The sequence below is a fragment of the Aeromonas sp. s8 genome, assembly GCF_040907785.1.
In the GTDB taxonomy this organism is placed as follows: Bacteria; Pseudomonadota; Gammaproteobacteria; order Enterobacterales; family Aeromonadaceae; genus Aeromonas; species Aeromonas veronii.
This window is the reverse complement of record NZ_JBFOCL010000030.1, coordinates 60,313-82,854: the sequence shown is the minus strand read 5'-3', so window position 1 is coordinate 82,854 and position 22,542 is coordinate 60,313. Positions and strand designations below refer to the sequence as shown.

Here is a 22,542-nt window from a genome sequence, read left to right as displayed (position 1 = left end):
TACAGAACTGTAAAAAATCGGGATCCGAAGACCCCATGTTAACAGCTCTTAAAGCCGGTCAAATTATACCCTTGAGGGCAGCTATTGCAATATGACAAAAATCCTTAATTTTTGCGGCTTTCCGCGGCAAATCAGGGTTATGGTCATATCAAAAGGAATGGATGTTTTATTACTACAAAAAGCGTAAAAATCACGATTCCGACACGCCAAAATAGCCTAATATACGGTCCAAATCGGACAAATTCTCGTAACTTATTACTAACTTCCCGCTATCCCGCTTGCCAGGCTGAAGTTGCACCTGATTGCCAATTTTTTCTGCCAGTTGGCGCTCCAGGTAGCCGATCTGTGGATCACGGGCCGGTTCGACCCTGGCTTTTGCCGGTTCGAGCGCTTTTTGCACCAGCTTCTCGGTATCGCGTACGGTCAGCCCTTTCTGGGCAACCAGCTTGGCCAGTTCGGACTGGGCCTGGCCGCTCAGGGCCAGCAGGGCACGGGCATGGCCCATGTCGAGGTCGCCATGCTCGACGAAACGCTTCACGTCGTCGTTGAGCTGGTTGAGACGCAACAGGTTGGTCACCGTGGTGCGGGACTTGCCCACCGCCTCGGCCACCTGCTGGTGGGTGAGTTCGAATTCGGTCAGCAGTCTTTGTAAAGCGACCGCCTCTTCGATGGCATTGAGGTCTTCCCGCTGAATGTTTTCAATCAGCGCGATGGCGACGGCAGCCTCGTCGGGCACATCCTTGACGATGCAGGGCACCACCTCGAGCCGCGCCAGCTGGGAAGCACGCCAGCGCCGTTCACCGGCGATGATTTCGAAGGATTGTTCGCCGAGAGGGCGTACCACGATGGGCTGGATCACCCCCTGGGCGCGGATGGAGTTGGCAAGCTCTTCCAGTGCATCCTGAGACATATCCTTGCGGGGCTGGTACTTGCCAGACTGCAACCACTCCACCGGCAGCTTGCGCAGCTCGCCCTGATTGGTGGGGGCCATGGCCTCTTCAGTACGTTGATCGCTCATCACCTGTTTCTGGCGGGCAGCCGTGCTGGTACTGAGCAGGGCATCCAGCCCCTTGCCCAGTCCACGTTTTTTCGGAGTCATATGCTCTCTCGGTCTGCGATGGTCGCCTGACGTTCCTGCTCCTGGCGGCGCAGGATCTCGCCAGCCAGAGCCAGGTAGGCCTTGGCGCCCACCGATGATTTGTCATAGTGCATGGCCGGGGCTCCGAAACTCGGGGCCTCAGCCAGTCTAACGTTGCGGGGAATGATGGTGCGGTAGACTTTGTCGCCAAAGTGCTGTTTTAGCTGATCGGACACATCATTGGCCAGCCGGTTGCGGTGATCGAACATGGTGCGCAGCACCCCTTCGATCTTGAGATCCGGATTGACCACGGCGGCCAGCTTGCTGATGGTGTCGACCAGAGCGGTGAGCCCCTCCAGCGCGTAATATTCGCACTGCATGGGCACCAGCACGGAGTCGGCGGCGGCCATGGCGTTCACGGTCAGCATGTTGAGAGAGGGCGGGCAGTCGATGAAGACGTAGTCGTATTTGTCCCGCACCGAGGCCAGCGCATTGCGCAGGCGGATTTCGCGGGCGAAAAATTCCATCAGACGGATTTCGGCCGCGGTCACGTCGGCATTGGCGGCGATCAGGTGATAACCCCCGGTAGTTTCGGGGATGATCACTTCGCTGATGGGGGCATCCTCGATCAGCAACTCATAGGCGGTGCGCTCGACTTCGTATTTGTCGACGCCGCTGCCCATGGTGGCATTGCCCTGCGGATCCAGATCGATCACCAGCACCTTGCGCCGGGTGGCAGCCATGGAGGCGGCCAGATTCACACAGGTGGTGGTTTTACCCACTCCACCCTTCTGGTTGGCTATGGCGATGACTTTTCCCACACGATCCCCTAAATGAAACTGCGACCCTATTCGGGCTGGATATGTTTGAATTCCAGCAGATGACGTTCGCCTTCCAGCTCCGGCACCCTCAACTCATGACAGGCTACCAGACGGATATTGGCAGGCAACTGGGCCAGCTCCTGCTCGGGATATTGTCCCTTGAGTGCCAGGAAGCAACCCTGTTCTGACGGCAGGTGGTGACACCAGCTCAGCATGTCCTCCAGCGAGGCAAATGCCCGACTCAGTACACCATCAAACCCCACCTCAGGTTGATACTCTTCAACCCGGGATTTGACCGGCGTCACATTGGTCAGACCCAGCTCCTGGATCACCTGACGGATGAAGTTGATCCGCTTACCCAAACTGTCGAGCAGGACGAACTGCTTGTCCGGATTGATGATCGCCAGCGGCAATCCCGGCAGGCCAGGACCTGTCCCCACGTCGATGAAGCGCTCACCGTGCAAGTGGGGGCTTACCACCAGGCTATCGAGGATATGCTTGACCAGCATGGCGTCCGGATCTCGCACCGAGGTGAGATTGTAAGCCTTGTTCCACTTGTGCAGCAACTCGACCAACTGCACCAGTTGGCTCTTTTGGGTATCGGTGATAACAATTTCGGCCTGCTTGAGCAGGCCGTTCAATCTTTCCAACATGGGATTCCTCAGGCGGTTTTACGCAGCAGGCCGTGTTTTTTCAGGTGAACCAGCAGGATGGATATGGCCGCCGGGGTGATGCCGGAGATGCGGGAAGCCTGACCAATGGTCTGCGGCTTGGCATCGTTCAGCTTGGCTTTCACCTCGTTGGAGAGGCCGTTCACCTCGCGATAGTCCAGATCCAGCGGCAGCAGGGTGTTTTCGTTGCGCAGCTGCTTTTCCACTTCATCGTGCTGACGCTCGATGTAACCGGCGTATTTGATCTGGATCTCAACCTGTTCGGCCGCGGCAGAATCGGTCACGGAGGGGCCAACCCCTTCGATGGCCATCAGCGCATCATAGGTCACCTCTGGGCGACGCAGCAGCTCTTCCAGACTCTGTTCGCGGGTCAGCGGGGTGTTGACCAGGGCGTTGACTGCCTCCAGTGACGGATGTTGCGGGTGGATCCAGGTTGAACGCATGCGCTGACGCTCCAGCTCGACCTGTTCCATCTTGGCGTTGAATTTGCTCCAGCGCTCGTCATCCACCAGACCCAGCTCACGACCGATGGCGGTCAGGCGGATATCGGCGTTGTCTTCACGCAGCAGCAGGCGATATTCGGCACGGCTGGTGAACATGCGGTAAGGCTCGCGGGTCCCCAGGGTGGAGAGATCATCCATCATCACGCCCATGTAGGCCTGATCCCGACGAGGGTTCCAGGGATCCTTGTCCTGGGCACGCAGGGCCGCGTTCAGGCCGGCCATCAGGCCTTGTGCCGCCGCCTCTTCGTAACCGGTCGTGCCGTTGATCTGGCCAGCGAAGAACAGGTTTGGAATGCACTTGCTCTCCATGTTGGCCTTGAGATCCCGCGGATCGAAGAAATCATATTCGATGGCATAGCCGGGGCGGGTGATGTGGGCGTTCTCGAAGCCGCGCACAGAACGGACGATCTGCACCTGCACGTCAAACGGCAGGCTGGTAGAGATCCCGTTCGGATAGAGTTCGTGGGTAGTCAGGCCTTCCGGCTCGACGAAGATCTGGTGCGCCGTCTTGTCGGCGAAACGGGTGATCTTGTCCTCGATCGACGGGCAGTAGCGCGGGCCGATCCCTTCGATCACCCCGGCGTACATGGGGCTGCGATCCAGGTTATTGCGGATCACCTCGTGGGTACGCTCGTTGGTGTGGGTGACGTAGCAAGGCACCTGACGTGGATGCTGACTGGCATTGCCGATAAACGAGAAGACAGGACGCGGATCGTCGCCGTGCTGTTCCTGCATGACGGAGAAATCGACGCTGCGGGCATCGATGCGCGGCGGGGTGCCAGTCTTGAGACGATCGATGCGCAGCGGCAGTTCACGCAGGCGTTGGGCTAGGGCGATCGAGGGAGGATCCCCGGCGCGGCCGCCCTTGTAGTTTTCCATCCCGATATGGATCAAACCATTCAGGAAGGTACCGACCGTCAGCACCACTGTCTTGCCGCTGATTCGGATCCCGCTCTGGGTCACCACACCGGCAACACGATCCCCGTCCATGATCAGATCGTCACAGGCCTGCTGGAAGATCTTCAGGTTCGGGTAGTTCTCCAGCATCTGGCGAACGACGGCCTTGTAGAGCAGGCGATCCGCCTGGGCACGAGTGGCTCGCACTGCCGGGCCCTTGGATGAGTTGAGGGTGCGGAACTGGATCCCGCCAAGATCGATGGCACGCGCCATGATCCCGCCGAGTGCGTCAACTTCCCTGACCAGGTGTCCCTTGCCGATCCCGCCGATCGCCGGATTACAGGACATGTGTCCCAGCGTATCGATATTGTGGGTCAGCAACAGGGTGTTCATGCCCATGCGGGCTGCCGCTGTTGCTGCTTCGGTTCCGGCATGACCGCCACCGACGACGATCACATCAAATTGTTCATGGTATTGCATTGGGATCACCTTGATCTGCACGCCTGAAGATCTTTATTTGCATGGGCTAAAGGGCGGAACATTCTATCTGTTTCACGTCCTGAGGGGAACGTCTACTTAACGTTCAGTATGAAGGGAGGATCCACTAATTAGATCTTAAGGATCTTTAGATCGATCTTTTACTGGATCTCTTATTAGGATCCGCCCTTTCTGTTGATAAGCACTTTTTGATCATAAAGATCATTAATTTAAGGACGATCCTAGCTTGTGGAAAAGCTTGGATCCTGGCCCGGTGAACGAGGGGATAACCAGGGCTTTTATACACAGAGGTCTGTCAGTCTGGATCTAATACATGGATAACTATAGGTTTTGCAGAGCTTTACACCGTAGTTATACACATTACCCCTGGGCGTTGTGGGTAACCTTGTAGAACAAATCCCCCGGATCAATCTGTTAATAACATGGTGGATAGTCGATCTGGGGATAAGTGGGGAGATCAAGCTTTTTTTCAGGATCTCCCGCACGCTGATCAGGCGATCATCGTCATCCAGTCGCGGATCCACACTTCTGCGGCATCTTCGGGGATCTCGTGTTGGGTCACATCGATGTCGAGCCGCTCGCCGATCCGGCTGGCACCGCACTCGGCCAGCAGTCGATCCAGCGTCTTGCCGCCCTGGCAAAAGGTGTCATAACTGCTGTCGCCAAGGGCGATCACGCCATATTTCAATGAATTAAGATCAGGATGCTGCTCGGCAAGATCCTTGGCGAAGGGTTGCAGGTTGTCGGGCACATCCCCGGCACCATGGGTGGAAGTGACCACCAGCAGGATGGATCCCGCATCATCCAGTACCTCTGCCAGCTTGGCCGGGTTGTGGATCTGGGTCTGGTGGCCAGCCTGTTCCAGCAGGTTGGCGACGTGGTCTGCGACATATTCGGCGGCGCCCAGCATGGAGCCGACGACGAGATTGAGTTTGGCCATGGAATGGATCCTGATTTCAGACAAAGAAACGGAAAGCCGGATTCTACCGCCAAAGGGTGTGGATAAATATGGATAAAGCTTGGGGATAATGGATCCAGTCAGATAATGCCACCGGATCCATCCCGCCGATCTTTTTTCTGCTTCTTTATATTCCTTTTCATTTTCTTCTCCACCCATGGCTCTCCTGATGGCTCCGATCTCCCGCGCAATCCTGCCAACGAAGCAGTTAGATAACAATGCAGATGCAAATGATTAGCAATTATTGAATCGATTCGATCACGGCTCCTGTAGTAGGATTGCGCTGCTTTATTCGCCCATGGAACAGGGTGATGTCGTGACAAACGACCACAAATAACAATTAAAACAACATAACTCATTGATAAACGAGACTTTAATATGATTGCGCAAAAATACACTACAGGACCCGGCAAGAAGGGCGCCTTCGGCGTGCTTTCGCTCTCCGGTTTGCTCGTCTCCCTGCCGCTGATGGCCGAACAAACCACTGCTGAGCTGCCCAAAGCCAGCGAAACCATGGTGGTGACCGGTACGGCCATGAAGGTGGAAGTGCCGATGGCCGAGACCCCTCGCGCCGTCTCAGTGGTTAATCGCGAGGAGCTGGATCAGCACGCCGTGTTGCAGCTGGATGAAGCGATTCGCTACCGTTCCGGCGTATTGACCGGCCTCTATGGCTCAGACAACAACACCGACTGGTTCAAGGTGCGTGGCTTCGATGCTGCCTCTTATCTGGATGGCAACCGGCTGTTTGGCACCGGCTACTACGTCTGGACGCCGGAACCGTTCGGTCTGGAGAGTGTGGAAGTGCTGAAGGGGCCAGCCTCGATCCTTTACGGTGAGGCGCCTCCGGGCGGGGTGATCAATGCCATCAGCAAGCGACCGACCGCCACGCCGCAGGGGCAGGTGGATCTGCAGCTTGGCAGCCGGGATCATCGTCAGGTCGGGGTGGACGTCTCTGACGCGCTCTCCGACAACAGCCGCTACCGCATGGTTGCTCTTTATAAAGAGCGTGATGGTGTGCTTACCGGTACTTACAACGATCGGGTTTATCTGGCGCCAAGCGTCACCTTCGATCTTTCGGATCGTACCAGCCTGACTCTGCTGGCCAGCTTCCTACACGACGAAGGGGTCCCGACCAACGGCTTTTTCCCGGTCTATGGCACCCTGAATACGTCAGGTGGCCAGATTGATCCCTCCACCAACCTGAGCCAGCCGGATTACGATCGCAACCGCAATACCCAGATCTCCACCGGTTATGAGCTGGCCCACCAGCTCAACCAGACCTGGGAGTTCAAGCAGAACGTCCGCTTCAACTACAACGATCTGCTGCTGCGCCAGACCTATATCTTCCCGACCTATGAAGGCACAACCGCCAGTCGTGGTCTGGTTTACCGCGATGGCAATACCAAGAGTGCCACCATGGATAACCAGATGGTGGGTTACTGGAACACCGACAGCACCGAGCAGACCTTGCTGCTGGGGGTGGATCTGCAGCGTCACGTCAATGAAGGGGTCGAGGCCGACAACTACGCCATGGGCTCCATCAATACCATGAACCCGGATTACAGCGGCTTCCCCGGTTTTGACGAGTCGACCGCCACTCACCAGAAGAGCAGCAAGGGCCAGAGCGGCCTCTATGCCCAGCACCAGATCCGCTGGGACGATCGCTGGTTGCTGACTGCCGGTGGCCGTTTTGACTATGTGGAGACCCACAACACCAATACCAGCAAGGACGAGCGCCAGTACGATCACGAGCTCTCCCTCTCGGGCAGCCTGATGTATCTGGCTGACAACGGCCTCTCTCCCTACTTTGCCTATGCCGAGTCGTTCGAGGTGCTGCCGGGGATCGATCCCAACACCAAGAGTTCCTACAAGCCGCTCAAGGGCAAGCTCTACGAGACCGGCATGAAGTATGCGCCTGCCTTCCTCGACGGTTATATCAATCTGGCGCTGTTCGATCTGGCCCAGACCAACTCGCTGGTCTCTACCGGTTCCGGCCAGCAGACCCAGGCGGGTGAAGTGACCTCTCAGGGGGTTGAGCTGGAAGGGAGCGTGCAGGTGACCGATGCACTGCGTCTGACCGCTGCTTATACCTACACCGATGCCAAAACTAACGACACCGGCAGTGGCGATCGCCGTGCCAGCCTGATCCCGCGCCACCAGGCCTCCTTCTGGGGTAACTACAAGGTGCAGCAAGGGGTGGCTTCAGGTCTGGAGCTGGGGACCGGTGTGCGTTATATCGGTTCCAGCGTGGGTATTGGCGCCGTGAATGCGGACTATACCCCCATCTACGGCTCTGCCGAGGTGCCGGCCCATACCGTCTGGGATGCGATGATCGGGTATGATTTTGCCAAGAACTGGCGCGCCCAGCTCAACGTCAACAACCTGCTGGGTGAAACCTACGTGGCCAGTTGTGACTACTACTGCTACTACGGCGAGCCGCGCAGCGTAGTGGGCAGCATCAACTACCGCTGGTAATCGAAGTCGGGCGGGAACCAGGTTCCCGCCCTTCTTTTCACCCGCAGTTGTTCTGATCTCTCTGGAATACCGGTCCATTATGGAACTCTTGTCTCTGGTTTATCGCCAATATCGTTGGCCTTTTATCGCCATCACCCTGCTCAGTCTGCTCAGTGCCGTCAGCGGGATTGGCGTCATTGCTTTTATCAATCAGTCTCTTATCGAATCTATAGGTGATCCGCTGCCGATCCTTGGTCAGCTGGTCGGCTTGATAGTGCTGCTGCTGGTGATCACACTCGGATCTCAGCTGGCCCTGACCACTCTCGGTCACCATTTTGTCTACCGGTTGCGCGGCCGTCTGCTCAAGCAACTGCTGGATACCGATGTCGCCCGCATCCGCCAGATTGGTCAGGGGCCACTGCTGGCCTCCCTCTCCAGCGATATCGGCCAAATCACCATTGCCTTCGTGCGCCTGCCTGAGCTGGTGCAGGGGCTGGTGCTCACGCTGGGTTCTGCCCTTTACCTTGGCTGGCTCTCTCCGGCCCTGCTCGGGGTGACTGCGCTCTGGGTCACCGTCACCATGGTGGTGGGCTGGTTGCTGGTGAACCGTGTTTATCGCCATCTCTCCCACATGCGTCAGGCCGAAGATCGGCTCTATCAGAACTATCAGGCCATCATCGCCGGCAGCAAGGAGCTGGCGCTCAACCGCGAGCGGGCTCACTTCGTTTACCACCAGCTCTATGAGCAAAATGCCCGTGACTACCGCCAGCAGATCATTCGCGCCGACACCTATCACCTGAGCACGGTGAACTGGTCGAATATCATGATGCTGGGGGCCATCGGTCTGGTCTTCTTTCTGGCCAACGGCCTTGGCTGGGCCAACACCAATGTGGCCGCCACCTTCGCCCTGACCCTGCTGTTCCTGCGCACCCCGCTGTTGCAGGGGATTGGCGCCCTGCCGACCCTGCTTGCCGCTCAGGTGGCGTTCGACAAGATAGCCGCCCTCAATCTGGCCGAGCCGGATGCGGACTTCCCGCTGCCGCCCGCCATCCGCCCCTGGCAGCGTATCGAGTTGGAGCAGGTGAGCTTTCACTATCAGGGGGAGGGCGGTTTTGCCGTCGGCCCCATCGATCTGGTCATCGAAAAGGGGGAGCAGATCTTCATCATCGGTGGCAATGGCTCCGGCAAGTCGACGCTGGCCATGCTGCTGACCGGCCTTTACCAGCCGATATCGGGCCGGATCCTGCTGGATGGTGAGCCGATCACCGATCGCAACGGCTATCTGGCGCTCTTCTCCGCCATCTTCACCGACTATCACCTGTTCCAGCACCTGCTGGGGCCGGAACCCAAGGATGAGCTGGTGGCTGAGTGGCTGGAGCGGTTGCAGATGGGCAGCAAGCTCACCATCGAGGATGGCTTTATCGCCGATATCGAGCTCTCCCAAGGGCAGCGCAAGCGGGTCGCCCTGCTGCTGGCGCTGGCCGAGCAGCGCGAAGTGATGCTGTTTGACGAGTGGGCCGCGGATCAGGATCCCCAGTTCCGCCGCATCTTCTATCAGGTGCTGCTGCCGCGCCTCAAGGAGATGGGCAAGACGGTGATTGCCATCAGTCACGATGATCACTACTTCCCGCTGGCCGATCGCCTGCTGGAGATGCGTCAGGGCCAGCTCACCGAACTGACCGGCGCGCGCCGTGCCGAAGTGAGCCGCGATGCGATCGCCCATCTGGATTGCGAGGTGCCGGCTTGATGCTGGCACCGATGAGACTGGCGGCAAGCCAGCACAGGAATTGCTTATGTTCGAGATGAAATCAGCCAGCTTCACTGTCAATGACCGCACGCTGCTGCACCCCACCGACCTGCGTTTCGAGCAGGGACAGGTCTATGGCCTCATCGGCCACAATGGGTCGGGCAAATCGACCCTGCTCAAGCTGCTGGCCCGCCAGCAACCCTTGAGTGATGGCGAGATCCTGTTCGATGGCAAGCCGCTACCCGACTGGGGTAACCGGGAGTTTGCCCGTCAGGTGGCCTATCTGCCCCAGCATCTGCCGAGCGCCGAGAATCTGCTCGGGCGGGAGCTGGTGGAGATGGGCCGCTACCCCTGGCGCGGCCTGCTGGGCCGGATGGGGGCGGAGGATCACCGTCAGGTCGAGCGGGCCATCGCCCTTACCCATACCGAACGCTTTGCCGAGCGGCTGGTGGATACCCTCTCCGGCGGCGAGCGGGGCCGGGTCTGGCTGGCGATGCTGCTGGCCCAGGAGAGCCGCTTCATCCTGCTGGACGAGCCGCTGGCCGCGCTGGATGTGGCCCATCAGGTGGAGGTGCTGACGCTCGTCAAGCAGTTGAGCCGTCAGCTAAACCTTGGGGTCATCATCGTCATTCACGACATCAATATGGCCTCCCGTTTCTGTGATCGGCTGGTGGCGCTCCACTCTGGCCGCCTGCTCACCCACGGCGAACCTGAGGGACTCATGACCAGCGAGACCCTGCACGCTATCTATGGCATTCCGATGGAGGTCATTCGCCACCCGGCTCATGCTCATCCCATCGCCATCGTCTGACCGGGGGGCTCTCTTGAACCGTTTATTGAAGAAGATGGCACCTTGCCTTATTAGCCTGCTGCTGCCACTAGCGGCGCAGGCCGACACATCCCCGATCGCCTCTGCGCCGCTACCCCGTATCGCCACCGTCGACTGGACCATAGCCGAGACCCTGCTGGCACTCGGGGTGACGCCGCTGGCGGTGGGGGATGCAGGCCCCTATCAGGCATGGGTCGGCGAGCCACGGCTACCTGCCGGAGTGGTGGATATCGGCCTGCGCACCCAGCCCAACCGTGAGCTGCTGGCGGAGCTCAAACCCGATCGCATCCTGATCTCGCCGCTGGCGGCCCCGCTGGCGCCAACTCTTTCCCGCATCGCGCCGGTGAGCACCATCGCCCTCTATGATGGGCAAACCGATCTGTGGCAGCGGCTGCACGAGGTGACACTGACCCTCGCCCGTATGGTGGGCAAAACCGCCGAGGGCGAACGGCTGCTGGCCGGGCTGGATCGGGATCTCACCAGCATGCAGGCCAGATTGCCTGCGGATCTGCCGCCCCTGCTGGTGGTGCAGTTTATCGATGAGCGCCATGTGCGGGTGTTTGGTCGCCACAGCCTGTTCGATGCGGTGATGACGCGGCTCGGCCTGCGCAATGGCTGGCAGGAGCAGACCAATGACTGGGGTTTCTCGGTGGTCAGCATCGAGCAGTTTATGACCTTGCCAACCGCGCGGCTGGTGGTGGTCGATCCTATCCCGGTAGGGGTGAGCGAACGGCTGCAGGAGCCTGGGCTGTGGCAGCATCTGCCGCTGGTACGGCAGGCGCCCGTGCTGCATCTGCCTGCGGTCTGGAGTTTTGGCGGCGTACTTGCAGCCCGCCGTTTCGCCGGTCTGCTCAGCGATGCATTGCTGCAAGATGCCGAGCGTATGGAGGCGAGCCGATGAAGCGACTGCTCACATCGCCGCTGCTGCGGCCGGTCTCGATCCTGCTGGGGTTGATCCTCTTGCTCGCGTATTGGGAGCTGGCTCGCCAGCTGCCCGGTGCGCTCTGGTGGCAGAGCCTCTTCGCCCCCAATCTGGATGACGTCAGCCAAGCGGTGGTGCATTTCAGCTGGCTGCCCCGCTTGGTTGTCACCCTGCTGGCTGGGGCGGCGCTCGGGCTGGCAGGCACCCTGATGCAGCAGGTGCTGCGCAACCCGCTCGCATCACCCACCACTCTTGGGGTGGCCTCCGGCGCCCAGCTGGCGTTGATGATGGTGACCCTGTTTGCCCCCTCCTGGTTGCTGCTGGGGCGGGAGTGGATCGCCATGGCCGGTGGCAGCCTCGCGATGGCACTGGTGTTTGCCCTGGCCTGGCGTCGCCAGCTCAATCCGGTGGTCATCGTCTTTGCCGGGCTGGTGATCAACCTCTATCTGGCGGCCATCAGCATGGGACTCTTGCTGTTCTTTCAGGAGGAGCTGAAAGGCTTGCTGGTGTGGGGCAGTGGCTCGCTAGTGCAGAACAGCTGGAGCGGGGTTAGTTACCTGTTACCCCGCCTGCTGGCAGCCGCTTTGCTGGCCGCGGTACTGGTTCGCCCGCTGGCGGTGCTGGAGCTGGATGATGCCAGCGCCCGCAGTCTGGGGGTCTCCCTTCAGCATCTGCGTTTTGCCGGACTTGGGCTGGCGGTGTTTGTCACCGCTTGCGTGGTGAGCGTGGTGGGGCTGATCGGCTTTGTCGGGCTGGCCGCACCCGCCATGGTGCAGCTGCTCGGGATCCGCCAGCTTGGCCAGCGGCTGTTGTGGGCACCGATCCTCGGCGCCCTGCTGCTGGCGGCGACCGATCTGTTGTTGCAGAGCCTGAGCCGCTTCTGGCCAGTCTTGATCCCCACCGGCGCCATGACCGCCCTGCTGGGGGCGCCGCTGCTGCTCTGGCTGATCCCGCGCCTTGGCATCAAGTCGGGTACGCCGAAGGCAAACGCCGGCCTGCTGGTGGCTCGCCATCCGGCTCCGGCTCGCCTTATTGGCCTGTTGCTGGTCGGGTTGCTGCTGGCCGTGGTCGCCTCCCTGCTGGTTGGGCAGGGAATGACGGGCTGGAGCTGGCCAAGCTGGCTCCGCTGGCAGGCCCAGCTGGAGTGGCGGCTGCCGCGCACTCTGGCGGCGGGGGCGGCCGGTGTGCTGCTGGCGCTGGCGGGCACCCTGTTGCAGCGGGTCAGCAACAACCCGATGGCGAGCCCGGAGCTGCTGGGGGTGAGCGGTGGCACCTTTATGGGGGTGATAGCGACGGCGCTGTTGCTGCCTGCATTGCCCCTGCCGCTGATGCTGTCCGGTGGCCTGCTCGGTGCCTTCGCTTGTCTCTTGCTGCTGGTGGTGGTCAATCGCAAGCACGGCTTCCAGCCGGAGCGGATCCTGCTCTCCGGTATCGCCATCACGGCACTGTTTGAGCCGCTGCAGGCCATCGCGCTGGCCAACGGTGACCTGCGGGTGCAGCAACTGCTCTCCTGGATGTCCGGCTCCACCTACTACGTCACCCTGCCGGTGGCCTATGAGTTGGTGGGGCTGGCGCTGTTGATGCTGGCCGTCTGCCTGTTGGTGAGCCGCTGGCTCGATCTGCTGCCGATGGGGAGTGCTGTAGCGACCGCGCTTGGCATTCGCCTCAACCGTGCCCAGCTCGCCATCCTGCTGCTGGTGGCCGTGCTCACCGCCAGTGCCACCCTGGTGGTCGGGCCGCTCTCCTTCGTCGGTCTGTTGGCGCCACATATGGCCAAGCTGATGGGGTTGGTGCGGGCACGTTGGCACCTGCTTGGGGCCGCCGCTTCCGGCGCACTGCTGATGGTATCGGCTGACTGGGTCGGCCAGCAGATCCTCTTCCCGCAGGAGGTGCCGGTCGGGCTGGTATCCACCCTGTTAGGGGGCGCTTACTTCATGTGGTGCCTGCGTCGCCTCTAGGTTTGCGGATAAAAAACATACAAAAAGCCCGGGATAAACCCGGGCTTTTTGTTGCCTGCTGTGCGGAGAGTTACTTGCCGATGCAGAAGCTGGAGAAGATGCGGCCCAGCAGATCGTCGGAGCTGAATTCGCCGGTGATCTCGGAGAGGGACTCCTGCGCGAGGCGCAGCTCTTCGGCCACCAGCTCGCCGGCCACGAACACTTCCAGCTGCTCTTTGGCCACCTGCAGCCGCTCGGCAGCACGCTCCAGCGCATCCAGATGGCGGCGGCGGGCCATAAAGCCCCCTTCGGTGTTGCCCTGGAAGCCCATGCACTGTTTAAGGTGCTCGCGCAGGGCGGGCAGCCCCAGCTCGGTTTTGGCGGAGATGCGGTAGACGGCGTGGCCCAGCTCCTGACTCGGAGCCAGATCCTCGCCGGTCAGATCGGCCTTGTTGCGAATGACGGTGAGGCCGATGTTTTTTGGCAACCGATCAACAAATTCCGGCCAGATCTCCCGCGGGTCAACCGCGTCTGTGGTGGTGCCATCCACCATAAACAGCACCCGGTCGGCCTGTTCGATCTCGGCCCAGGCGCGTTCGATACCGATCTGCTCCACCTTGTCCTGGGTGTCGCGCAGACCGGCGGTGTCGATGATGTGCAGCGGCATGCCATCGAGATGGATATGCTCGCGCAGCACATCGCGGGTGGTACCGGCAATCTCGGTGACGATGGCTGACTCGCGGCCCGCCAGGGCATTTAGCAGGCTCGATTTGCCGGCGTTGGGACGACCGGCGATCACCACCTTCATCCCTTCCCGTAGCAGGGCGCCCTGTTTGGCTTCCCCGCGCACGTCGTCCAGCTCGGACATGATGGCGTAGAGGTCGCCCGCCACCTTGCCGTCGGAGAGGAAGTCGATCTCCTCGTCCGGGAAGTCGATGGCCGCTTCCACATAGATGCGCAGCCGGATCAGGCTCTCCACCAGTTGCTGGATTTTGCTGGAGAACTGCCCCTGCAGGGAGTGCATGGCGCTGCGGGCGGCCTGTTCGCTGGAGGCTTCAATAAGGTCAGCGATAGCTTCGGCCTGGGCCAGATCCAGCTTGTCGTTGATGAAGGCGCGCTCGCTGAACTCGCCGGGCCGGGCAGGACGAATGCCGTCGATTTTCAGAATGCGGCGGATCAGCATGTCCATGATGACGGGGCCGCCGTGGCCCTGCAGCTCCAGCACATCCTCGCCGGTGAAGCTGTTGGGAGCTTTGAACAGCAGGGCGATGCCCTGATCCAGTACCTGGCCTTGCTCATCCTTGAACGGCAGATATTCGGCATAGCGCACCCGCGGGAGCTTGCCGAGCACTATCCCGGCGACCTGTTCGGCGGCGGGGCCGGAGACCCGGACTATGCCGACGCCACCACGGCCTGGCGCGGTGGCCTGGGCCACGATCGTATCTGTTGTCATCTTGCTTGGCTCGTTTGTTCGCTGATAGGAAAACGTAGTGGGAGACATTGTAATAAAAAAGGCGGCCCGAAGGCCGCCTCTTTTGTCATCACGGGAAGATTAGCTGCGTGAATGCAGTCCTTTCTTCTCCAGCTGACGATAGATGATGGTCTGCTGGATGATGGAGATGACGTTGCTCACCAGCCAGTAGAGAGTCAGGCCAGCCGGGAACCAGAGGAACATGAAAGTGAAGATGATCGGCATGAACTGCATCACTTTCTGCTGCATCGGGTCGGTTACGGTGGTCGGGCTCATCTTCTGCAGATACCACATGGAGGCACCCATGAGGATTGGCAGCACGAAGAAGGGGTCCTTCACTGACAGGTCAGTGATCCACAGGGCAAACGGCGCGTGACGCAGTTCAACGGACTCCATCAGTGCCCAGTAAAGGGCGATGAAGATCGGCATCTGAACCAGGATCGGCAGGCAGCCACCCAGCGGGTTGACCTTCTCCTTCTTGTACAGCTCCATCATGCCCTGAGACATCTTCTGGCGGTCATCGCCGAAGCGCTCGCGCAGGGCCGCAATCTTGGGTTGCAGCATGCGCATCTTGGCCATGGAGGTGTACTGGGCCTTGGTCAGCGGGAACATGATGCCGCGCACCAGCAGGGTCAGCATTATGATGGCCAGACCCCAGTTCTGGACGAAACCGTGGAACACGGTCAGCAGCCAGTGCAGCGGTTGGGCGATGAACCACAGCCAGCCATAGTCGACGGTCAGGTCGAGGTGGTTAGCCACCTTGGCCATCTGGTCTTGCAGCTTGGGACCGACCCACAGCTTGCTGGTTACTTCAGCCTGTTGGCCGGCAGCCACGTCAACCAGCGGCGCCTTGTAACCGATGATGGCCTGGCCTTTACCAGGGATCACACGGCTGTAGAAGCTGTTGGTATCGTCGGCATTCGGTGCCCAGGCAGAGACGAAGTAGTGTTGCAGCATGGCGACCCAACCACCCTTGGTGGTCTTGTTCAGGTCGGCATCCTTCATCTCGTCGAAGGTGTACTTCTTGTAGCGGGTATCTTCAGTGGAGAAGGCACCACCACGGTAAGCGCTGGCTACCATGGCATGACCTTCCTGATCCTTCGGCGTTGCTACGGTCTGCTTCAGCTGACCATAGAACTGCACCTGAACCGGCTCGGCAGATTTGTTGTCGATCTTGTAATCAACGCCAACGGCATAATCGCCACGCTTGAGGATGAACTCCTTGGTGAAGACCACGCCCTTGCTGTCGGTCCAGGTCATCGGAACGACGACTTGATCCTGACCATCGGCCAGCTGATAGCTGGTCTGGGCGGCTTCATAGGTAGGACGACCTTCGGCCTGACTGTCCGGACCGTTGCGACCCACCAGACCGCTCTGGGCGATATAGAGGTGCTCAGGCTTGCTGGTCAGCAGCACGAACGGTTGGTCCTTGCCCTCTTCCAGTTTGTGAGACAGCAGTTCGGCAGACACGACGTCACCACCCTGGGTATCCAGGGTCAGCTTGAGCACGTCAGAGGAGACGGTGATCAGCTTGCGTGCGGCAGTCGCGTTGGCTTGCTCGGAAACCTGAGGAATATCACCGGTCTGACCGGCTTCAGGTACGAAATGTTCGGTTTGGGCCACGGTAGTCGGGGCCGGCTTCGGAGCCTTGTCGGACTCCCACTGTTGCCAGAGCAGAAAGCTCACGAACAGCAAACCGATCAGGAGTAGATTGCGTTGTGATTCCATAGTCTTCAGTTTCTTCGCTTTGGTTGCGGAACCGGGTCATAACCACCCTCGGATAAGGGATGGCATTTTAATAGACGTTTGCTAGCTAACCAAACGCCTTTTATGAAACCGTGAAGTCGGATGGCTTCTATCGCAAATTGGGAACAAGTTGGAGTAAAACGGCAGCGCGGCCCGAGCAGAGGGCTAATGATTAGCTGATACAGGCGTATCAGTTTGATAGCTACCCATTGCAACGGCGTGACAGAGTGCGCCATAGCTTTTCCAGTAACTTGAACAGTTCCTCGTTATCCATCTCTTTCACACCGGCCTTGGCGATCACCACGATGTCGATAGCGGGCAGCTGATGTTGTTTGAGGCGGAAACTTTCCCGGACCACCCGTTTGACACGGTTACGCCAGACGGCACGCTTGAGTGCTTTTTTGGGCACAGCGAGACCAAGACGAGAGTGTTCGAGTGAATTGGGGCAGGCGAGAAGCGTAATTTGCGGGGAAGCAGCCCGGACAGGCTCGGCGAAAACGCGTTTGAAGTGTTCGGGAGTTAACAGACGTAACTCCCGAGAGAAGGTGTGCTGGGTAGGCATTAAACTACCAGACGGGCACGACCCTTGGCACGACGAGCGGCCAGAACTTTACGACCGTTGGCAGTTGCCATGCGGGCGCGGAAACCGTGAGAGCGCTTGCGCTTCAGGTTGGACGGTTGAAAAGTACGTTTCATGATTCGATTCCGTATTTCTGTACAGTTTTGATTGTCACACTTAGCCGACGCGCCAGCTATAGCGTGTGACGACTAGCAAAAGAGGCCGAATTCTAAACAGAGTTCGGCTTTTAGTCAATCCGCCGTTCCCTCTCATCCTGCCGTGGTCTTGAAAAGGCCGCTGCCGAGCGTGAGGATCCAGAGGATCAAGGGCTCCGGATTATACTGGCAACCCGGGGTTAAACAAGGGATCCCTCAATAAAAAAGGCGGCCAGGCCGCCAAAGAGAGAGCTATTTAAGGACTTTCCGCAAGAACTCCCGGGTGCGGGGATCCTTGGGATCGACCAATATCTGATCCGGCGGGCCCTGCTCGACGATCCGCCCCCCTTCCATGAAGATCACCCGATCGGCAACATCACGAGCAAATTCAATCTCATGAGTCACCACCACCATGGTCTGGTGCTGGCGGGCCAACTCTTTCATCAGTCCCAAAACCTCGTCGACCCACTCGGGATCGAGGGCCGAGGTGGGCTCATCAAACAGGATCACCTTGGAGTGGGCCGCCATGGCGCGGCCAATGCCGACCCGCTGCTGTTGGCCGCCGGAGAGGGAGGCCGGATAGGCATCCTGCTTGTCGGCAAGACCAATGTCCTTGAGGATGCCGAGCGCTGTGGCGCGGGCCTCCGCTTTTGGCTGCTTCCAGACGGTGATCAGCCCTTCGGCGATGTTGTCGAGCGCCGTCTTGTTGGCAAACAGGGCGTAGTTCTGGAACACGAAGGAGGCCCGCTTGCGCAGCTCGATCGCCTGCTGTTCGCTGGCCTTGGCCAGATTCAGCTCGAGATCGTCGATGGCAAGGGTGCCCGCATCCGGGGTCTCCAGCAGGTTCAGGCAGCGCAACAGGGTCGATTTGCCGGTACCTGAGGGGCCGATGATGACGACAATTTCCCCCTTTTTGACCTCCAGATCGATGCCGTTGAGCACCTGATTGCCGTGATATGCCTTGGAGAGGCCGGTTAGCTTGATCATGAGAGCCCTCCTTTAATAGGCACGGTTAAGACGGACTTCCAGCAGATGCTGCAAGCGGGTAAAGAAGATCACCACCACCCAGTAGATCAGCGCCACCGCCATAAAGCTCTCGAAGAACTTGAAGGAGGAGGAGGCTTCCATCTGCGCCTTGCCCATGATCTCGGCCACTCCCAGCGTGAACGCCAGCGAGGTGCTTTTGATCATGTCGATGAAGTAGTTCATCAGCGACGGGGTGGCGATACGGGCCGCCTGCGGCAGAATGATCCGCTGCATCGCCTGATAACGGCTCATGCCGATACTGAGCGCCGCTTCCATCTGGCTTTTGTGAATGCCGAGGATGGCTGCGCGGATCGACTCGGCCATGTAGGCGGCGAAGTGCAGGGTCAGACCGACGATGGCGGCGGTAAAGGCATCCATCCCCACGAAGATCGGGAACAGTTGCGGCAGTCCGTAGTAGAGCAGGAACAGCTGAACGAGTAGCGGTGTACCCCGAAAGAACGAGATATAGAGCATCGCCAGCCAGTGAATCGCAGGGACGCGAAACACCCGTACTATCGCCAGGGCCAGCGAGAGTACGAGTGCCAGCACGAATCCCCACAGGGCCATTTCCATCGTGGTGCCCAGGTATTTGAGCAGGATGGGAAACAGCCCCAGCGTGTATTCGAGGTCAAATTCCATCATTTATTTGTCGGTGATGTCGGAAGCGAACCATTTCTCAGAGATCTGACGCAGGGAGCCATCCTTGCGCATGGCAGTCAGGGCCTCGTCGACCTTCTTCAGCAGCGCCTGTTTCTCCGGGGTCTTCAGGAAGGGCAGGGCGTTCTCGATAGTCTCGAACGGTGCGCCAGCCTGTTGCAGCGGCAGCTTGGACTCTTTGATCAGCTGGGCGGTGGAGACGCGGTCCATCACGAAGGCATCGATGCGACCCAGGGCAACATCCTGCTCGAAGGCGGAGTCATAGGTGCGGATATCGATCTTCTTGTTCGGGTCGTTCTTGCGCAGCAGCTCTTCGAAGTTGGAACCCAGGTTTACGGCCACCTTCTTGCCTTCCAGATCCTTGATACCGTGGATGGTGCTGTTGCCCTTGCGTACCACGATCTGGGCGCCGTCATAGACGTAAGGTTGGGAGAAGTCGTACTTCGCCTTGCGCTCGTCGGTGATGGTGATCTGGTTGGAGATGGTATCGATGCGGCCGGTTTCCAGCATGCCGAACAGGCCGGAGAAGCTGGCGGTCACGAATTCGACCTTGTAGCCGGTGCGCTCGCCGATCTGGTTCCACATATCCACTTCAAAGCCTTGCAGCTTGTCCTGCTTGACGAAGGTGAACGGGAAATATTTGCCAGACATGCCGACCTTGATGGTCTCTTGGGCGATGGCCTGACCGGACAGGGTGGCGAGCAGGATGGCTGCGCCGGAAATCAGTTTGATGGATGTTTTCATGGTGTTTCTCTCTCTCAATGTCTTGTATTTGTAGTTGTAATAACTGGTTTGGCCCTGATGTTATTGGAATAAAATTTAAAAAATAAATGACATTTGGTTATATGAAATAACAGGAGAGAAGCACGGGATCGACCAATCCGGACGGTGGATCAAGCTGTGGGTAACTTTGGGGATGAAATCCGATCCAAAGGCGCTGGATCCTTGAAAGTCAAGGATCTTATTTGCTGGATCCACCGGGCGATGGCTGGAGATCCGGCGGCTAAAAACGTAGAATAGCCGGTCTTTAGTTAATCAATCGACAGGAGTTTAGAGTGACTGCTTCGCTATGGCAGCAGTGCCTTAACCGGCTGCAAGATGAGTTGCCCTCGGCAGAATTCAGCATGTGGATCCGGCCGCTTCAAGCGGAGTTGAGTGACAATACTCTGACCCTGTATGCACCGAATCGCTTTGTTCTGGACTGGGTACGAGACAAGTATCTCATCCGGGTTAACGGCATCATCAACGAACTCTGCGGGGTCGACGGCCCCGCCCTGCGTTTTGATATAGGCAATCGTCCCCATCCTGTTGCTGTCGCCAGAGCGCCGGTACAGGGTGCCACGCCTGTGAATAACTTGCAGAAGAGCTGGGAAAGCAAGGCTGAAGCCAAGCCCGAGCCGAACCACAAGAGCAACACCAACGTGAACTATACCTTCGAGAATTTCGTCGAGGGTAAGTCCAACCAGTTGGCGCGTGCGGCTGCCCGTCAGGTAGCGGACAATCCGGGTGGTGCTTACAACCCGCTGTTCCTCTATGGCGGCACCGGCCTGGGTAAAACCCACCTGCTGCACGCCGTTGGCAATGCCATCAAGGAGAGTAAAAAAGATGCCAAAGTCATCTATATGCACTCCGAGCGGTTTGTTCAGGACATGGTGAAAGCGCTGCAAAATAACGCCATTGAAGAGTTCAAGCGTTACTACCGCAGCGTCGATGCCCTGCTCATCGATGACATCCAGTTCTTCGCCAACAAGGAGCGCTCCCAAGAGGAGTTCTTCCATACCTTCAATGCCTTGCTGGAAGGTAACCAGCAGATTATCCTGACCTCTGATCGCTATCCGAAGGAGATCAACGGTGTCGAGGATCGCCTCAAGTCCCGCTTCGGCTGGGGCCTGACCGTGGCGATCGAACCGCCGGAGCTGGAGACCCGCGTCGCGATCCTGATGCGCAAGGCAGACGAGAACCAGATCCATCTGCCGGACGAAGTGGCCTTCTTCATTGCCAAACGTCTGCGATCCAACGTCCGTGAACTGGAAGGCGCCCTCAACCGGGTGATCGCCAACGCCAACTTTACCGGCCGTGCCATCAATATTGATTTCGTGCGCGAAGCGCTGCGCGACCTGTTGGCACTGCAAGAGAAGCTGGTCACCATCGACAATATCCAGAAGACGGTGGCGGAGTACTACAAGATCAAGCTGGCGGATCTGCTCTCCAAGCGGCGTTCCCGCTCCGTTGCCCGTCCGCGCCAGTTGGCGATGGCGTTGGCCAAGGAGCTGACCAACCACAGTTTGCCGGAGATAGGTGATGCCTTTGGTGGCCGTGACCACACTACCGTTCTTCATGCCTGCCGCAAGATCGAGCAGCTGAAGGAGGAGAGTCACGACATCAAGGAGGATTATTCCAACCTGATCCGTACCCTTTCTTCCTGATAACGGAATCGAGTGGACAGATGCAGCGCGAATATTCCAACCTGATCCGAATCTTTTCCTCCTAATCACAACGGAGAGCACAGATGCAGCTCGAAATTAGCCGTGAGGCCCTGTTACGTCCTCTGCAACTGGTGTCCGGCGCCCTCGGCGGCCGACCGACCCTGCCGATCCTCGGCAACGTGCTGCTTGATGTCAGCAACGGTCTGCTGTCACTGACCGGTACCGATCTCGAAGTAGAGATGATCGGTCAGGTCTATCTGAACGGGGCCAGCGAAGATGGCCGCACCACAGTACCGGCGCGCAAGCTGCTGGATATCTGCCGTGGTCTGCCGGAAGGCGCCGAGATCCGTCTCAATACCGAAGGCGAGCGCCTGATCATCCGGTCCGGTCGTTCTCGCTTCAACCTCTCGACCCTGCCGGCGACCGAGTATCCGAACATCGAGGATTGGGAATCCGTGCTCGAGTTCGATATCAGCCAGCTGGAGCTGAAGAAGCTGATCGATGCGACCCAGTTCTCCATGGCCAGCCAGGACGTGCGTTACTACCTGAATGGCATGCTGTTCGAGAGCGAAGGTCACGGTCTGCGCACCGTGGCGACCGACGGTCACCGTCTGGCCACCTGCCGCCGCGAGGTAGTAGGGGAATCGCTGCCCGATCATCAAGTTATCCTGCCGCGCAAAGGGGTATTGGAGCTGGTGCGTCTGCTGGAGGCGGAAGACAAGCCGGTGCGGCTGCAGATCGGTCGCAGCAATCTGCGTGCAGCCCTCGACGGCTTCATCTTCACCTCCAAGCTGGTGGATGGCCGCTTCCCGGACTGGCGCCGCGTCATTCCGCGCAACAGCGACAAGGCGCTGATCGCCGGTCGTGAGGATCTGCGTCAGGCGTTTGCCCGCGCCGCCATCCTCTCCAACGAGAAATTCCGTGGGGTGCGTCTCAATCTGCAGGAAAACCTGCTGCGCATTACCGCCAACAACCCGGAACAGGAAGAAGCCGAAGAGCTGCTTGACGTACAATATGCCGCTGGCGAGATGGAGATCGGCTTTAACGTCTCTTATGTGCTCGACGTGCTGAATACGTTAAAATGTGACCAAATTCGGATTAGCCTGAGCGATTCCATCAGCAGTGCCATTATTGAGGATTTTGAACATCAGGATGCTCAGTACGTGGTGATGCCGATGCGGATCTAG

General features: G+C 59.0%; 20 protein-coding genes. 7 read left to right on the top strand and 13 right to left on the bottom strand.

Translation table 11 applies throughout. From position 1 onward, the window contains the following. Positions 1-190: 190 nt before the first annotated feature. From AB5Y86_RS10085 to mioC, 5 genes are all read right to left on the bottom strand, one after another. Positions 191-1,099, bottom strand: coding sequence for a ParB/RepB/Spo0J family partition protein (locus tag AB5Y86_RS10085; protein WP_005342343.1), 909 nt, complete (start codon positions 1,097-1,099; stop codon positions 191-193). After that, positions 1,096-1,899, bottom strand: a complete 804-nt coding sequence (locus tag AB5Y86_RS10080; RefSeq protein ID WP_127008002.1) for a ParA family protein — start codon at positions 1,897-1,899, stop codon at positions 1,096-1,098. Before AB5Y86_RS10080 ends, AB5Y86_RS10085 begins: the two co-directional genes overlap by 4 nt. A gap of 26 nt (positions 1,900-1,925) precedes the next feature. Next, a complete protein-coding gene (gene rsmG / locus AB5Y86_RS10075; protein ID WP_005339331.1) occupies positions 1,926-2,552 on the bottom strand; it encodes a 16S rRNA (guanine(527)-N(7))-methyltransferase RsmG in 627 nt (208 codons plus the stop codon). Between the two features lie 8 nt (positions 2,553-2,560). Continuing rightward, positions 2,561-4,450, bottom strand: a complete 1,890-nt coding sequence (gene mnmG, locus AB5Y86_RS10070; RefSeq protein WP_110304417.1) for a tRNA uridine-5-carboxymethylaminomethyl(34) synthesis enzyme MnmG — start codon at positions 4,448-4,450, stop codon at positions 2,561-2,563. Positions 4,451-4,958: 508 nt separating this feature from the next. Continuing rightward, positions 4,959-5,408 carry an FMN-binding protein MioC gene (mioC, locus tag AB5Y86_RS10065; RefSeq protein ID WP_279497191.1) on the bottom strand — a complete coding sequence of 150 codons (450 nt, stop codon included), beginning with the start codon at positions 5,406-5,408 and terminating at the stop codon, positions 4,959-4,961. 396 nt (positions 5,409-5,804) lie between these two features. Between mioC and AB5Y86_RS10060 the strand changes: the two genes are divergently transcribed. The 5 genes from AB5Y86_RS10060 (at position 5,805) to fhuB (ending at position 13,336) form a co-directional block, all read left to right on the top strand. Further along, on the top strand, positions 5,805-7,901 hold the full coding sequence (locus AB5Y86_RS10060) for a TonB-dependent siderophore receptor (protein ID WP_368192790.1): 2,097 nt from the start codon (positions 5,805-5,807) through the stop codon (positions 7,899-7,901). A 79-nt stretch (positions 7,902-7,980) separates the two neighbouring features. After that, positions 7,981-9,627, top strand: coding sequence for a multidrug ABC transporter permease/ATP-binding protein (locus AB5Y86_RS10055; protein ID WP_368192789.1), 1,647 nt, complete (start codon positions 7,981-7,983; stop codon positions 9,625-9,627). Positions 9,628-9,673: 46 nt separating this feature from the next. Next, complete coding sequence (locus tag AB5Y86_RS10050; protein WP_064339077.1) at positions 9,674-10,438, top strand: ATP-binding cassette domain-containing protein; 765 nt, start codon at positions 9,674-9,676, stop codon at positions 10,436-10,438. A 34-nt stretch (positions 10,439-10,472) separates the two neighbouring features. After that, positions 10,473-11,357 (top strand): ABC transporter substrate-binding protein, encoded by an 885-nt coding sequence (locus AB5Y86_RS10045; RefSeq protein WP_064339078.1) that lies wholly within the window; start codon positions 10,473-10,475, stop codon positions 11,355-11,357. Further along, positions 11,354-13,336 (top strand): Fe(3+)-hydroxamate ABC transporter permease FhuB, encoded by a 1,983-nt coding sequence (gene fhuB / locus AB5Y86_RS10040; RefSeq protein ID WP_199415666.1) that lies wholly within the window; start codon positions 11,354-11,356, stop codon positions 13,334-13,336. Before AB5Y86_RS10045 ends, fhuB begins: the two co-directional genes overlap by 4 nt. Positions 13,337-13,406: 70 nt before the next feature. Here fhuB and mnmE read toward each other — a convergent pair whose 3' ends face one another. From mnmE to AB5Y86_RS10000, 8 genes are all read right to left on the bottom strand, one after another. After that, positions 13,407-14,768, bottom strand: a complete 1,362-nt coding sequence (gene mnmE, locus AB5Y86_RS10035) for a tRNA uridine-5-carboxymethylaminomethyl(34) synthesis GTPase MnmE (protein ID WP_064339080.1) — start codon at positions 14,766-14,768, stop codon at positions 13,407-13,409. A gap of 99 nt (positions 14,769-14,867) precedes the next feature. Continuing rightward, positions 14,868-16,514 (bottom strand): membrane protein insertase YidC, encoded by a 1,647-nt coding sequence (yidC, locus tag AB5Y86_RS10030; protein WP_005355794.1) that lies wholly within the window; start codon positions 16,512-16,514, stop codon positions 14,868-14,870. A gap of 5 nt (positions 16,515-16,519) precedes the next feature. Next, a complete protein-coding gene (yidD, locus tag AB5Y86_RS10025) occupies positions 16,520-16,768 on the bottom strand; it encodes a membrane protein insertion efficiency factor YidD (RefSeq protein WP_010672280.1) in 249 nt (82 codons plus the stop codon). After that, positions 16,735-17,094 (bottom strand): ribonuclease P protein component, encoded by a 360-nt coding sequence (rnpA, locus tag AB5Y86_RS10020; protein WP_005339313.1) that lies wholly within the window; start codon positions 17,092-17,094, stop codon positions 16,735-16,737. The genes yidD and rnpA overlap by 34 nt, the downstream gene beginning before the upstream one ends. Continuing rightward, complete coding sequence (gene rpmH, locus AB5Y86_RS10015; protein WP_005307156.1) at positions 17,094-17,228, bottom strand: 50S ribosomal protein L34; 135 nt, start codon at positions 17,226-17,228, stop codon at positions 17,094-17,096. Before rpmH ends, rnpA begins: the two co-directional genes overlap by 1 nt. 270 nt (positions 17,229-17,498) lie before the next feature. Then, a complete protein-coding gene (locus AB5Y86_RS10010) occupies positions 17,499-18,233 on the bottom strand; it encodes an amino acid ABC transporter ATP-binding protein (RefSeq protein ID WP_005339311.1) in 735 nt (244 codons plus the stop codon). A 12-nt stretch (positions 18,234-18,245) separates the two neighbouring features. Next, positions 18,246-18,914, bottom strand: coding sequence for an amino acid ABC transporter permease (locus AB5Y86_RS10005; protein ID WP_019445518.1), 669 nt, complete (start codon positions 18,912-18,914; stop codon positions 18,246-18,248). Beyond that, positions 18,915-19,673 carry an amino acid ABC transporter substrate-binding protein gene (locus tag AB5Y86_RS10000; protein ID WP_005339308.1) on the bottom strand — a complete coding sequence of 253 codons (759 nt, stop codon included), beginning with the start codon at positions 19,671-19,673 and terminating at the stop codon, positions 18,915-18,917. A gap of 311 nt (positions 19,674-19,984) precedes the next feature. On the opposite strand from AB5Y86_RS10000, the gene dnaA reads away from it, so the two are divergent. Both dnaA and dnaN read left to right on the top strand, forming a co-directional pair. Continuing rightward, on the top strand, positions 19,985-21,355 hold the full coding sequence (gene dnaA, locus AB5Y86_RS09995) for a chromosomal replication initiator protein DnaA (RefSeq protein ID WP_123174080.1): 1,371 nt from the start codon (positions 19,985-19,987) through the stop codon (positions 21,353-21,355). An 83-nt stretch (positions 21,356-21,438) separates the two neighbouring features. Next, positions 21,439-22,542 carry a DNA polymerase III subunit beta gene (dnaN, locus tag AB5Y86_RS09990; protein WP_005339306.1) on the top strand — a complete coding sequence of 368 codons (1,104 nt, stop codon included), beginning with the start codon at positions 21,439-21,441 and terminating at the stop codon, positions 22,540-22,542.

Excerpts from the sequence above, each read along its gene's own strand:
- AB5Y86_RS10085 (WP_005342343.1), bottom strand. The coding sequence starts at position 1,099 with ATGACTCCGAAAAAACGTGGACTGGGCAAGGGGCTGGATGCCCTGCTC.
- rsmG (WP_005339331.1), bottom strand. The coding sequence starts at position 2,552 with ATGTTGGAAAGATTGAACGGCCTGCTCAAGCAGGCCGAAATTGTTATC.
- mnmG (WP_110304417.1), bottom strand. The coding sequence starts at position 4,450 with ATGCAATACCATGAACAATTTGATGTGATCGTCGTCGGTGGCGGTCAT.
- mioC (WP_279497191.1), bottom strand. The coding sequence starts at position 5,408 with ATGGCCAAACTCAATCTCGTCGTCGGCTCCATGCTGGGCGCCGCCGAA.
- AB5Y86_RS10060 (WP_368192790.1), top strand. The coding sequence starts at position 5,805 with ATGATTGCGCAAAAATACACTACAGGACCCGGCAAGAAGGGCGCCTTC.
- AB5Y86_RS10055 (WP_368192789.1), top strand. The coding sequence starts at position 7,981 with ATGGAACTCTTGTCTCTGGTTTATCGCCAATATCGTTGGCCTTTTATC.
- AB5Y86_RS10050 (WP_064339077.1), top strand. The coding sequence starts at position 9,674 with ATGTTCGAGATGAAATCAGCCAGCTTCACTGTCAATGACCGCACGCTG.
- AB5Y86_RS10045 (WP_064339078.1), top strand. The coding sequence starts at position 10,473 with ATGGCACCTTGCCTTATTAGCCTGCTGCTGCCACTAGCGGCGCAGGCC.
- fhuB (WP_199415666.1), top strand. The coding sequence starts at position 11,354 with ATGAAGCGACTGCTCACATCGCCGCTGCTGCGGCCGGTCTCGATCCTG.
- mnmE (WP_064339080.1), bottom strand. The coding sequence starts at position 14,768 with ATGACAACAGATACGATCGTGGCCCAGGCCACCGCGCCAGGCCGTGGT.
- yidC (WP_005355794.1), bottom strand. The coding sequence starts at position 16,514 with ATGGAATCACAACGCAATCTACTCCTGATCGGTTTGCTGTTCGTGAGC.
- yidD (WP_010672280.1), bottom strand. The coding sequence starts at position 16,768 with ATGGCGCACTCTGTCACGCCGTTGCAATGGGTAGCTATCAAACTGATA.
- rnpA (WP_005339313.1), bottom strand. The coding sequence starts at position 17,094 with ATGCCTACCCAGCACACCTTCTCTCGGGAGTTACGTCTGTTAACTCCC.
- rpmH (WP_005307156.1), bottom strand. The coding sequence starts at position 17,228 with ATGAAACGTACTTTTCAACCGTCCAACCTGAAGCGCAAGCGCTCTCAC.
- AB5Y86_RS10010 (WP_005339311.1), bottom strand. The coding sequence starts at position 18,233 with ATGATCAAGCTAACCGGCCTCTCCAAGGCATATCACGGCAATCAGGTG.
- AB5Y86_RS10005 (WP_019445518.1), bottom strand. The coding sequence starts at position 18,914 with ATGATGGAATTTGACCTCGAATACACGCTGGGGCTGTTTCCCATCCTG.
- AB5Y86_RS10000 (WP_005339308.1), bottom strand. The coding sequence starts at position 19,673 with ATGAAAACATCCATCAAACTGATTTCCGGCGCAGCCATCCTGCTCGCC.
- dnaN (WP_005339306.1), top strand. The coding sequence starts at position 21,439 with ATGCAGCTCGAAATTAGCCGTGAGGCCCTGTTACGTCCTCTGCAACTG.